Source organism: Pseudoalteromonas carrageenovora IAM 12662 (assembly GCF_900239935.1).
GTDB classification, from domain to species: Bacteria; Pseudomonadota; Gammaproteobacteria; order Enterobacterales; family Alteromonadaceae; genus Pseudoalteromonas; species Pseudoalteromonas carrageenovora.
Window position 1 is genome coordinate 1,265,630 of record NZ_LT965928.1, and the last position, 12,105, is coordinate 1,277,734.

The 12,105-nt window shown below is 40.1% G+C and carries 10 protein-coding genes and 4 tRNA genes; 2 read left to right on the forward strand and 12 right to left on the reverse strand.

The features are described from left to right. The first annotated feature begins 668 nt into the window (after positions 1–668). Both ALFOR1_RS05840 and ALFOR1_RS05845 read left to right on the forward strand, forming a co-directional pair. The gene (locus ALFOR1_RS05840; RefSeq protein WP_104642343.1) at positions 669–1,175 is read left to right on the forward strand and encodes an RNA polymerase sigma factor; all 507 of its coding nucleotides are present in this window, start codon (positions 669–671) and stop codon (positions 1,173–1,175) included. Position 1,176: 1 nt separating this feature from the next. Beyond that, on the forward strand, positions 1,177–1,836 hold the full coding sequence (locus ALFOR1_RS05845) for a hypothetical protein (RefSeq protein ID WP_104642344.1): 660 nt from the start codon (positions 1,177–1,179) through the stop codon (positions 1,834–1,836). Between the two features lie 49 nt (positions 1,837–1,885). On the opposite strand, the gene nth is transcribed toward ALFOR1_RS05845, so the two are convergent. From nth to ALFOR1_RS05905, 12 genes are all read right to left on the reverse strand, one after another. Further along, the gene (gene nth, locus ALFOR1_RS05850) at positions 1,886–2,518 is read right to left on the reverse strand and encodes an endonuclease III (RefSeq protein WP_104642345.1); all 633 of its coding nucleotides are present in this window, start codon (positions 2,516–2,518) and stop codon (positions 1,886–1,888) included. Positions 2,519–2,565: 47 nt separating this feature from the next. Beyond that, on the reverse strand, positions 2,566–3,264 hold the full coding sequence (locus tag ALFOR1_RS05855; RefSeq protein WP_058548109.1) for an electron transport complex subunit E: 699 nt from the start codon (positions 3,262–3,264) through the stop codon (positions 2,566–2,568). Beyond that, on the reverse strand, positions 3,261–3,902 hold the full coding sequence (gene rsxG, locus ALFOR1_RS05860; protein WP_104642346.1) for an electron transport complex subunit RsxG: 642 nt from the start codon (positions 3,900–3,902) through the stop codon (positions 3,261–3,263). Before rsxG ends, ALFOR1_RS05855 begins: the two co-directional genes overlap by 4 nt. Beyond that, a complete protein-coding gene (gene rsxD, locus ALFOR1_RS05865; protein ID WP_104642347.1) occupies positions 3,899–4,957 on the reverse strand; it encodes an electron transport complex subunit RsxD in 1,059 nt (352 codons plus the stop codon). Before rsxD ends, rsxG begins: the two co-directional genes overlap by 4 nt. Further along, positions 4,954–7,395: an electron transport complex subunit RsxC gene (rsxC, locus tag ALFOR1_RS05870; RefSeq protein WP_104642348.1), complete on the reverse strand. Its 2,442-nt coding sequence runs from the start codon at positions 7,393–7,395 to the stop codon at positions 4,954–4,956. Before rsxC ends, rsxD begins: the two co-directional genes overlap by 4 nt. Before the next feature lie 8 nt (positions 7,396–7,403). Continuing rightward, the gene (gene rsxB, locus ALFOR1_RS05875; RefSeq protein ID WP_058548113.1) at positions 7,404–7,958 is read right to left on the reverse strand and encodes an electron transport complex subunit RsxB; all 555 of its coding nucleotides are present in this window, start codon (positions 7,956–7,958) and stop codon (positions 7,404–7,406) included. A 1-nt stretch (position 7,959) separates the two neighbouring features. Continuing rightward, positions 7,960–8,541 carry an electron transport complex subunit RsxA gene (gene rsxA, locus ALFOR1_RS05880; protein ID WP_008134172.1) on the reverse strand — a complete coding sequence of 194 codons (582 nt, stop codon included), beginning with the start codon at positions 8,539–8,541 and terminating at the stop codon, positions 7,960–7,962. Between the two features lie 207 nt (positions 8,542–8,748). Further along, a complete protein-coding gene (locus ALFOR1_RS05885) occupies positions 8,749–10,692 on the reverse strand; it encodes an EAL domain-containing protein (RefSeq protein WP_104642349.1) in 1,944 nt (647 codons plus the stop codon). A gap of 149 nt (positions 10,693–10,841) precedes the next feature. Further along, positions 10,842–10,918 (reverse strand) — tRNA-Asn (locus ALFOR1_RS05890). A 21-nt stretch (positions 10,919–10,939) separates the two neighbouring features. Beyond that, positions 10,940–11,016 (reverse strand) — tRNA-Asn (locus tag ALFOR1_RS05895). Between the two features lie 26 nt (positions 11,017–11,042). Next, positions 11,043–11,119, reverse strand: a tRNA-Asn gene (locus tag ALFOR1_RS05900). Positions 11,120–11,140: 21 nt separating this feature from the next. Further along, positions 11,141–11,217, reverse strand: a tRNA-Asn gene (locus ALFOR1_RS05905). Positions 11,218–12,105 lie beyond the last annotated feature (888 nt).

The following is a 12,105-nucleotide window of genomic DNA, read 5'->3' on the forward strand; positions in this document are numbered from 1 at the left end:
GCTGATGTAGCATAAACGCTAAACCTAGTCGACGTTAGGCGAAGGGCAAGAGCTGGAGACTTAGCTCTTTATTTTACCAATACCTAGTAAGCAAATTTTACGTTACGAAGAATAACCCCTATATAAAACGAATTTAACTCTCAAAGACCAACAGCCTCTAATCACATTTTAAGCGATAGAGCGTAGATTTGGTGATACTTAAAAATACGCAATCAGTCTTAAGCTAAAATCTATTAATGTTGGTACTTTACATAGTGTGGGATTCAAAATATCTAAAGTGTATTAAGTTAATACTAAAAATGGGGGTTATCTTCTTTATTCATGTATTTTATTAATTGCTACGACTGTTTTCGTGGCTGGTTATTCGTAATACTCGGTCAACTCAGCCAACTAAATCTCTTTTCTACTTAGTTTACTTTCTTAAGCCATTATTTTTTGAATAGTTGTGATTATTGCAGCGATACTGCGAATAACTAGATAAGACGATTATGTGAGTTTTATCGTGCAGCTAAAATGTTTATATTTAAATGTGTACAGGCTGTGTTGCATTAGCCATAACGCTGCACCTTGTTGCTTTTAAAAACAGAAGCATTAGAAATTAAACACAATGAAACTGCGATGAGCCAACTACATGATGAGATTAATTTAGATGATGGATTTATGCGTAAATGAACACCAATAAAAAAGCACTGTTTGCTCAAACAATGGAGCAGCATAAAGGCATTATTTATAAAATTGTTAACTCGTACTGTCAAAACCAACACGACAGGCAAGACCTAGCGCAAGAAATACTCACCACCATGTGGCTTGCTTATGATAATTACGACAAAGACTATAAGTTTTCTACGTGGATGTACCGAATAGCACTGAATGTGGCGATTTCATATTACCGCAAAGACAGTAAACGAGAAGATAAAGCCAATGAAAGTGAGCAGTGCATTGTGCACATAGCCGACCTATCAGCGCACAATGATAAAAGCGAAGAGGTTAAGCAGCTTTATGAATTTATAGCAAAGCTCGATAAGTTAAATAAAGCCATAGTATTGCTGTATTTAGAAGGCGAAACCCATCAAAGCATAGCGACGAGTTTAGGCATAAGTAAAACCAACGTCGCTACGCGAATTGGCCGCATTAAAGAAACACTAAAAAATCAATTTGAAAAACAGGGGGCTTAAAATGAATTTAGATAACATTAAAAACACATGGCAGCAGCAAAATAGTGTTAACGAATCGGCCATTACAATAAACCAATCACTGCTGAGCGAAACAAAAGTGAATAAACAAATGAAAGAGCTTAATACTATGAAGTGGGCACGTATTATTGAAAGCGCAGCCTTCTTTTTTATTATTGTTTTATTGGGGCAGTATATTGCAAATAACTTTAGTGTTTCAGCGCCTTCAATATCTGCGTTGATACTGAGTGTATTTTCCATTGTTGGCCTTGCGGGTAATATTGGCCAAATAGTGCATATTTCTAACATTGATTATGCAAAACCAATTAGCCAGCTACAAAAAGACATTTACCGTCTTTGCTCACATAAATTACAACTAACTAAGTTGTTATTAATGTCTGCCCCTTTTTATATGGCTTATGTGTTTATTGGGTTTGATGTGTTATTTGAAATTGACCTATTTGCACACCTAGAGCAACACATGATCTGGTTTTACAGCGTATCATCACTACTACTTTTAATAGTCACAAGCTGTGTATTAGCTAAACTAAACTACACAAATATTAAAGCGCCTTGGGTTAAACGCACCATTGCATTTATTGTCGGTGAGCGTTTAGTAAATATGGCTCAATTTATAAATAATGTAGAATCGACAGACAGCTAATTAATTAGCTGTCTAACTTTCAAAATACCCAAAATAGAGTTATTCGAGGTTAGTCCGTTTTTTCTTTAAACTCACACAAGTCTTCAATAATACAACTACCGCACTTAGGTTTACGCGCTACGCAGGTGTAACGCCCGTGTAGTATTAACCAGTGGTGTACATCTACTTTAAATTCTTTTGGCACAACTTTTTCAAGCTTTTGTTCTACAGCTACAACATCTTTACCCATGGCGAGTTTAGTACGATTTGAAACACGGAATATGTGTGTATCCACTGCAATTACCGGCCAACCAAAGGCTGTGTTGAGTACAACATTTGCGGTTTTTCGGCCAACACCGGGAAGGGCTTCGAGGGCTTCGCGGTTTTCGGGAACGATACCGTTGTGTTGATCCACCAGTATTTGGCACATTTTATACACGTTTGCGGCTTTTGAATTAAATAACCCAATGGTTTTAATATAATCGCGCAGTGTATCGTGGCCAATATCTAAAATGGCTTGTGGCGTGTTAGCAACCGGAAATAATTTACGCGTGGCTTTATTAACACCTACATCGGTGGCTTGTGCAGAGAGTGTGACTGCTACAAGTAACTCAAACGGGCTTGAGTATTCAAGCTCGGTTTCTGGGTGTGGATTATCATCGCGTAGGCGAGAAAGTATTTGATGACGTTTTTCTTTATTCATGTAACTTAAAACGCATTAGCTTTTAAATAAGTTAATGCGTTTTCCCCTTAAGTTAAGCTAGTAACACGTGCGCGTGGACCTTTTTCGGCCTCAGGCGGCGTTACTTGTTTTGATTTTATTTGTGCGTCAATTACATTTTTTGCCGCAATAAGTAGGCCAAGCCCTAAAAAGGCGCCAGGCGGTAAAATGGCGAGTAAAAACTGGTTATCAAAACTAAACACTTCTATGCGCAGGCTTTGTGCCCATGGACCTAATAGTAAATCGGCGCCGTCGAATAATGTGCCTTGGCCTATTAGTTCGCGCATTGTACCTAACACTACAAGTACAGCCATAAAACCTAAGCCCATCATTAGGCCGTCGAATGCTGATAAATGCACAGGGTTTTTAGATGCGTATGCTTCGGCGCGGCCAATAATGGCGCAGTTTGTTACTATAAGCGGAATAAATATGCCAAGCGATTGATACAAACCAAAGGTGTAAGCGTTCATAAGTAACTGAACTATAGTTACAAAGCCTGCAATAATCATTACAAATACAGGGATACGAATATCTTTAGGTACCCAGTTACGTACAACCGATACAGTAATATTTGAGCCTACAAGCACTAATAAAGTAGCCAGTCCTAAGCCAAGTGCATTGGTTACTGTTGAGGTAACGGCAAGTAACGGGCATAACCCTAAAAGCTGAACAAGGGCTGGGTTATTTACCCAGACCCCTTCTTTGTATAGTGTTTTTAATTCGCTCATTTTTTTACCTCTACACATTCGGCATTTGGCGCTGCAAAAATATCGTCAAAATTGCGTTGTGCGAACAGAACTGCGTTTTTAACAGAGCCTACAACTGCACGCGGTGTGATTGTAGCGCCTGTGAATTGATCAAACTGGCCGCCATCTTTTTTAACTGCCCAGCGTGCATCATCTTCGCCATCAACGGTTAAATCATTAAAGGTTGTGATCCACAGTGATTTTTTTACTTCTACTTTATCACCAAGGCCGGGTGTCTCTTCGTGTTTAGTTGTACGTACACCAGCTATAGAGCCATCACTTAAAACGGCTGTAAGTAAGTTAATATCCCCACTGTAACCATTTGGCGTAACGTGGCGAATAACGACGGCAACGGGTTTATTATTTTTACGAGCACGGTAAATAACTTGATTAGCGTATGGACCAAGCGTTTCATCAGTAAATATAACGCAATCTGTAGATAGTTCGTTGTCGTACGATTTTGGGTCGAGTACTTCTTGTAGTTGCGCTGTAAGTTGTAGCTGCTCTTGCTCTGCAATTTTATCTGCGGTGAGTGCATTTATCGAGGCAACCAAACCCGTTGTTACCAGTGCAAAAGCCGTTAAAATAGCGCCATTTTTAGCCATTGATGAAATAATCATTTTACTGCTCCGTGGCCATAGGTACGTGGTTGCGTGTAGTAATCAATAAGCGGCACAGCAATATTAATTAATAATACGCTAAATGCGATTGCATCAGGAAAACCACCAAAAGTACGAATTAAATACACTAATAAGCCAATGAGAGCGCCATAAATTAAGCGACCTTTATTTGTGGTTGCAGCAGATACAGGGTCAGTGGCAATAAAAAATGCCCCCATCATGGTTGCGCCACTTAATAAGTGGAATACAGTACCAGGCTCGGTACCAGGCGCTGCAATGTAACCTATTGCACTACATATCGCTAAACTTACAATAAAACTAACAGGAATATGCCAGTTAATTATTTTGGTTTTTAAAAGGTATAAACCACCCGCTAAAAATCCTAAATTAACCCATATCCAACCAAGGCCTGCCCATTCATTAAATAGTGGCTTTTGCATACTCTCTGTAACGGTTAAACCGTGTGCTATATCTGTTTTAACAGTATCAAGAGGTGTGGCCATTGTTAGGCCATCAATCCCAGCACGCATTTGATCTAGGCTAAAACCTGAGGCCGTAAAATCGGTAAATATGAGCCTTAATTGATCAACAAATCCAATCGGCGTATTTATTAAATCACTGACAGGTAGCCAAGCTGTCATTTGCACTGGAAACGATACTAAAAGCAGAACATATGCGGCCATTGCAGGGTTAAATAAATTAAAACCAAGCCCGCCATAAAGCTGTTTAACAATTATAATGGCAAATAAACAACCAATAATAATTACCCACCAAGGCGCTAGCGGCGGGATACTCAGTGCTATTAGCACACCAGTAAGCCAAGCACTACCATCACTCAATGCAGGCCAAACAGGGCGTTTACGCATTAACATTATGGCAGCTTCAAATGCGCTTACAGCAACAAGTGCAAGCACTAACTGAATAAGTACACCAGTACCAAAAAAGAAAACTTGAGCAATGAGCCCAGGAATACACGCAGCAATAACGGTTAGCATTAATCGTGTTAGCGATTTATGGCTATGATTATGCGGCGAACTGGCCATGGTTAATTTCATGACTGATCATTTCCTTCTTTTTGTAACTTTTTGGCTTTGGCGCGAGCAATAGCTACGGCCACAGCGGCTTTTTTCTTTTGGGCGGCGGTTTGTTCTGGGCTAATTTCACTTGGCGTTTCAGGCTCTGCTGTCGTCACTTGCTCAGTATTTTCATCGCTTTGTGTTTGCTGTGCCTCTTTTGCCGCTTTTTTAGCTTTTGCACGGGCAATCGCAGCAGCTACAGCCGCTTTTTTGTTATCTGATGGAGAGTCTGTTTGTGGCTCTTCAGATTTAACGTTATCGGCTGGTTTTTCGTTGATACTTGGCACATTCGGTTGATCAGTCTGCTCAGCAGCTTTAGCTGCTTTTTTAGCTTTTGCGCGGGCAATTGCGGCGGCTACAGCCGCTTTTTTATCATCAACAGGCGCTGCGGTATTGGCATCATCTGTGTTAGTTTGCTCATCTTGTGCTTTGGCTGCTTTTTTAGCTTTAGCACGAGCAATTGCGGCGGCTACGGCCGCTTTTTTATCATCAACAGGCGCTGCTGTATCGGCATCATCAGTATTAACTTGCTCATCTTGTGCTTGCGCTGCTTTTTTAGCTTTGGCACGAGCAATTGCGGCGGCCACGGCTGATTTTTTATCATCAGCTGGTGCAGTATTGGCATCATCTGTCTTAACTTGCTCATCTTGTGCTTGCGCTGCTTTTTTAGCTTTAGCACGAGCAATTGCAGCAGCTACAGCTGATTTTTTATCATCAACTGGTGCAGTATCACCTGAGTCATCTGTTTGTGACTTTTGCTCTTTATATTTGCGAGCTTGCTCTTTTCGAAGTGCGCGCTCTTTTGCTACTTCAGTATTATCCGGCTCTAACTCCTCGCCTTGTTGTTTTTTAGCTTTAGCGCGTGCAATAGCGGCAGCAACCGCTGATTTTTCGCCGCCGTTATCTGATTTGTTTTTAACACGAGCTAGTGCATCTGCTACTTTTTGTTTTTCATCGTCAGATTTAGCGGCCGGTTTACGTTTATGGCGGTTTTGACGCTCTTCTTGCTCTCGCTCTAAGCGCTCTTTACGGGCATCAAAACGCTCTTTTGCTCTATCTGCTTTAATTTTTTCGGCTTGTTGTTCTTTAATTTCAACCTTGGTCACGCGATAGTATTGTACAAGAGGGATTTCACTTGGGCACACGTAGGCACACGCACCACATTCTATACAATCAAATAAGTTATGTTCTTGTAGTTTGTCGTACTCTTTTGACTTGGCAAACCATTGCAATTGCTGCGGTAATAGCGAAGCAGGGCAGGCATCTGCACAGGCACTACAACGTATACAGGCTTTTTCGGGGCCAGGTTCTGCCAGCTCTTTATGATCAGGGGCTAAAATACAGTTAGTCGTTTTAACTACACCAATACGTACAGTGGGCAAGGTAAAGCCCATCATAGGGCCGCCCATTACAACGCGTTGTTGTGGCACTGGGGAAAACCCCTGGCAATCAAGTAAATGCTTTATTTCAGTGCCTAGTAATGCCCACACATTGCCGGGCTTATGAATAGTATTGCCCGTTACGGTAATTACTCGTTCAATAAGTGGTTTACCTTCGTATACAGCTTGCTGCACCGCAAATAAAGTACCCGTGTTATGCACTAAAATACCAATGTCGGCCGGAATACCACTGCTTGGCACTTCTCGATTGGTGAGTAGTTTTATTAATTGTTTTTCACCACCTGAAGGGTAAACCGTTGGCACTGTTTGAATAACAATATTAGCATTATGCTCTGCTGCTTGTGTCATAGCGGCAATGGCTTCGGGTTTGTTGTCTTCAATACCGACAATACAAAGCGTTGGGTTTAATATTTGCTGCATTAGCTCTATGCCTTGCACAACTTGCTTGGCATGCTCACGCATTAATACGTCATCGGCGGTTATATACGGCTCGCACTCAACAGCATTTACTATTAAAAACTCGATAGGTTGCTTAATATCGGCTTTTACATAAGTAGGAAAGCCCGCACCGCCCATACCGCTAATACCCGCTTGGTGAATTATATCTACTAATTCATCGTGGCTAAGCTTAGCAGGGTTAATTGCTGGATTAAGACTACACCACTCATCGTTGCCATCAGGTTCAATAATAATGCTCAGCTCAGGGAGCGCTGAAGGGTGTGCAGATGGCATAGGTGCAATGTCGGTAATGGTTCCAGACGTTGGAGCATGAACGGGCACCGACCAATTAGCCGCAGGTGTTGTAAGCGGTTGACCTTTTAATACGTGTTGGCCTTTCTCAACGATTAATTTACCGTTAGCGCCAATATGTTGCTTAAGCGGGACTACCAGTTTGTCTGGAAGGGGCAAGCGAGCAATTTGGGCACTATTTGAAAGTGTTTTTTGCTGTGGTGGATGCACGCCGCCAGGAAATGCCCAAACGGTGCCTTTTTTAATTTGTTCAAGTAACTTTTCCACTCAAACCTCTAATCTATTTGCGTAACAGGAATAGCATCTAACTGCCATTTCCAGTTTTGTTTTGTTTCGGCAACCGGCAGCATATCAATACAATCTACAGGGCAGGGCTCTACACATAAATCACAACCAGTACATTCATCAATAAGTACGGTGTGCATTTGGCGAGTAGCACCTACAATGGCATCTACAGGGCATGCTTGAATACATTTAGTACAGCCAATACATTCGTCTTCTCGAATGTAGGCTACTGTTTTAATTGGGTCGGCTTGTTCTCCGCCAGCAAGCGGTTTAGCTTCCACGCCCATTAAATCAGCCAATTTTTTTACCGTCGCTTCGCCACCAGGAGGGCATTTATTTATTTCATCACCATTAGCAATGGCTTCTGCGTAAGGCTTACAGCCTGGGTAGCCACATTGACCACATTGAGTTTGCGGCAAAATAGTATCTATTTGCTCAACAATAGGGTTGCCTTCGACACGAAAACGAATGGCAGCAAAACCTAAAATGAGTCCAAAAATCAGCGCTAGCGAGCCAAGCGCTATCAAGGCATAAAACAAGGTCATATTAAAACTTCACTAATCCAGTAAAACCCATAAACGCCATCGACATTAAGCCTGCGGTTATCATAGCAATAGAGGCACCTTTAAAAGGTGTAGGAACATCAGCAGCAGCAAGGCGTTCGCGCAGCGCTGCAAATAATACAAGTACTAATGAAAAGCCAACCGCAGCACCAAAACCATACACTGCTGATTGTAAAAATGAGTGATCTTCTTTGATATTTAACAAAGCAACGCCTAGCACTGCACAGTTTGTAGTGATAAGCGGTAAAAATATACCCAATAAACGATATAGTGTAGGGCTGGTTTTGCGCACCACCATTTCAGTAAATTGCACAACTACCGCAATTACCAAAATAAAGCTCATGGTACGTAAAAATTCGATATCTAGCGGGATTAAAATATATTGATTAACCAAATAGCTCGTCACTGAGGCAAGTGTAAGCACAAACGTAGTTGCCAAAGACATACCTATCGCTGTATCAAGCTTACCTGATACGCCCATAAACGGACATAAGCCTAAAAATTGTACTAATACAAAGTTATTAACTAGAACGGTTCCAATCAATAACAAGACATATTCTGTCATGTGTGCCTCGCGCTATTAAAGTCCCGCGTATTATCCTTTTTTCTGCCCCGATAAACAACATATGCGAGTCGTTATCAGTTAAATAAACAGCGGAAAATAACGCTTCGATCACAAAGCTGTAAAATTTATGTGATTTTAAGGTTAGGATAAAATATTAAAAACAAAAAAAGAGCAACATGTGCTCTTTTTTTGTTTTAGAAGGGGAGGTTAGATATCTTTAGGTTTTTCTATGTAATAACCTTGAACGCCGTCTAAGCATAAGGTTTCAATGATGTGTTTTTCTTCTTGGCTCTCAACACCTTCAGCAAAAACACTCACTCCAATACGGTGCGCTAAATCGACCATTAAGCGCATAAAGTACTGATTGTTTTTGTCATCTTCTAGGCCGCGGGTATAACTGGCGTCCATTTTAATAAAGTCAGGTTTTAAATCGCGGAAAAATTTAAACGATGTTAAACCAACACCAAAGCGCTCAACCGTTACACGAGCACCCACACGATGCACCATATCAATAAAACGCTTACTGGCTTTAATATTTTGCTGAAGACCAAACTCGCTCACTTCAAATACTAATTTAGAGGCTATATGTGTATCTTTTAATAAGCGGCGCTCTAGCCAAATAACAAATTGGTCGTTATGTGCACTTGAGGCCGTAACGTTTAAGCCAAAAAACTTTTCAGATAGGTTTCGGCTTTTTACTTTCTCAAGTGATGAGTCAATAATAAGGCGGTCAATCTCAATGGCCATATCAAGTTTTTCAGCCATAGCTAAAAAAGAGGCCGTTGGTAGCACTTGGTTATCTTCGGTTTTAAAACGTACTTGCACTTCGGCATACGCTTTAATACTTTTACCTAGTGGCATAATGTTTTGCATTACTAAATGTACGCGCTTAGATTCAATAACTTCGTTAATAACCTTACGCCAGTTTTGATTACCAAATCCTGCGCTTATATTATTTACTAAATCGGTTTCTCGTTGTACATGCCATGCGTTAACTTGTTTTGATTGCGCCATACTCATCGCGTTATCAACAACAGACAGCAATTCACCTAATGGTTTACCTTTTTCGTAACCCACAATACCGGTATTAGCAACTGAGCTTAGCTCTTGATTTTGTTGGTACTGTGTAAAGCGCGATTGTAGGTTTTCACCAAAACGCTCGGCTTCTTTTAAAGGAGTGTGCGGCAATACAACAGCAAAGTCAGAGCTGTTTAATCTAAATACTTGGCTGCCAGTGTAGGTGCCACTTATGTGTTTAATTATATCAGCAACACCTTTTACGTATTCATCACCTTTTTGGTAGCCACGGCTTTGGTTAATTGCTTGTAATTCGCTACAGCGGATCATGGCTAAAGAGCCAAAGGTACTTTGCTCGGTGTTTTCAATGTTTTTTTCGTAGTACTCAACAAACATATTTCTGTTACCAAGGGCGGTAATTACATCTTTATATGCTTCATGTTTAATAGTCATTGCAGCGCTTTGTATATCTTCACCCTTGGTTTTTAGAAAGTGCGATAAGCGATTAAAGCTAGGTACTAAATCTTTCCCTAAAGTTTTAAGCCTTGAACTATCAAGTGCAGTGTCTAGGTTTTCGTCTACCTGATTTTGGTTGATGTATATATCGATAATATCCGAAACAGTAGTGCTGATATTTTTATTTAACTGATAAAAAATCGACTGCATCAAAATAATTGGAATAATTACCAAAATTGCTGAAATTGCAATCACGATAAATAAAGAAATTTGTAGCTGCTCAGCTAAGTGTTGAATATTTAGCGTAAACTCAACTTTTATATCTGCAGCGTCGTTTACCGCAAACTGAGGGCGAACAGAATTAAAACTAGATTGTACAAACTCAGCAAACATAGGTAAGCGAGTAGGGGAGTTTATGCTGAAAATTTCAGCACCTTGGTAGTCTCTTAAAGTAAAGCTTGAAAAGGTTTTACCATCTGCGATTGATTGTTTTACATTTTGAGCAGAGATTTCGTCTAAAGTGAGGCCATTAATATACTTAGTTACAGTAGTTTGTGCGTTTTTTTGGGCGTCACTTACTGCACTGTCAAAGCTTATAGATATGAAGTAGCTTCCTGCTGCAACACACAATAGCCATGAGATTATTTGTATAAAAATAAGTTTTTTAAATCCAGCCATGTTTTCAGTCTTTTAATAATTCAAAAGGGAAGGAATCAAGTCCTTGATTAATAAACTAAGTTACAGCGCATCAAAAACTTAATTAATGCTTTAGTTATAAAAGGAAGAGTAGTGGAATTAAGCTTAGATGTCTATGAAATTCTTAGAATTGGCTCCCCCTCCCCGACTCGAACGGGGGACCTGCGGATTAACAGTCCGTCGCTCTAACCAACTGAGCTAAGGGGGAACTACATCATATACATAAACTTGGCTCCCCCTCCCCGACTCGAACGGGGGACCTGCGGATTAACAGTCCGTCGCTCTAACCAACTGAGCTAAGGGGGAACTAAAATAGTGATATTATGATGATTTGGCTCCCCCTCCCCGACTCGAACGGGGGACCTGCGGATTAACAGTCCGTCGCTCTAACCAACTGAGCTAAGGGGGAATCGTTTATGGTTGAAAAACTTGGCTCCCCCTCCCCGACTCGAACGGGGGACCTGCGGATTAACAGTCCGTCGCTCTAACCAACTGAGCTAAGGGGGAAGCGTCTTGCCTTTCAACGGGGCGAAATATTAATGATGGAGGTGCAAAGTGTCAACATATAAAAGTCATAATTTTAAAAAAGAGGTTTATTCGTTGTTTTTATGTTCGATCTGCGTGTTTTATAGCTCCATTAAAGTAATTTTTTAAAGATTTTAATAATATCATTGCGCATTTTATCGAAGCTTTAGGTTTTTAATTTATTAAATTGGTTAAATTAAACACGCCATAAAAGTACCTTGTTATTAAAAAGATGCCCAAAAACATAAAAAAGCCATTTTTATAGCAGGATATTTTTTGCAGTTATTTGCATGGCTAGTTTTATTTTTTATAAATATGCCTGTAACTAAATTTTTTTAAATATTTTCATTGGTAAATAACAAAGTAGTTAAATTGTATAAATAGGGCGTTTAATACGCTCGCTCAAAAATAGTGCAATCAATAACTTGGCTTAATATTGAACGTTTATAGTTGTACATGAGTATAACTTTGTTAAGAGTAAAAATTAGCGGAAGATTGTTTTTAAGCCGAGTCTATAAAAATGTCACATATAAGATATACACAAATGGTAAGACCTGATTAAAAACTGTGGCTCTCTCAAAGCCTTTATAAATGCGGGTTTGAATGAGTTATCCACGGTTTCTGTGGATAACTCTGTTTATGAAACTTTAAGAACATCAGCGGCACCAATGTTTTAGGGCGCTACAACGATTTCAAGCTTTTAAATCATTATTTTTAATTCATTATAAAACAATTGGTTATGATTTGGAGCGGAATGGATGCAACTCGATGAGGGTTTTTTTTCGTAACGATAAATCAACCCTAGGCTTTGTGTAAAAAATCACCAGATACTGCGCGGTGTTTGTAATAAAAGTTACAAAAATGTGTTTT

What these genes read in the sequence shown, in the direction of transcription:
- ALFOR1_RS05840 (WP_104642343.1), top strand. Translation starts at nt 669, where the DNA reads ATGAACACCAATAAAAAAGCACTGTTTGCTCAAACAATGGAGCAGCAT.
- ALFOR1_RS05845 (WP_104642344.1), top strand. Translation starts at nt 1,177, where the DNA reads ATGAATTTAGATAACATTAAAAACACATGGCAGCAGCAAAATAGTGTT.
- nth (WP_104642345.1), bottom strand. Translation starts at nt 2,518, where the DNA reads ATGAATAAAGAAAAACGTCATCAAATACTTTCTCGCCTACGCGATGAT.
- ALFOR1_RS05855 (WP_058548109.1), bottom strand. Translation starts at nt 3,264, where the DNA reads ATGAGCGAATTAAAAACACTATACAAAGAAGGGGTCTGGGTAAATAAC.
- rsxG (WP_104642346.1), bottom strand. Translation starts at nt 3,902, where the DNA reads ATGATTATTTCATCAATGGCTAAAAATGGCGCTATTTTAACGGCTTTT.
- rsxD (WP_104642347.1), bottom strand. Translation starts at nt 4,957, where the DNA reads ATGAAATTAACCATGGCCAGTTCGCCGCATAATCATAGCCATAAATCG.
- rsxB (WP_058548113.1), bottom strand. Translation starts at nt 7,958, where the DNA reads ATGACCTTGTTTTATGCCTTGATAGCGCTTGGCTCGCTAGCGCTGATT.
- rsxA (WP_008134172.1), bottom strand. Translation starts at nt 8,541, where the DNA reads ATGACAGAATATGTCTTGTTATTGATTGGAACCGTTCTAGTTAATAAC.
- ALFOR1_RS05885 (WP_104642349.1), bottom strand. Translation starts at nt 10,692, where the DNA reads ATGGCTGGATTTAAAAAACTTATTTTTATACAAATAATCTCATGGCTA.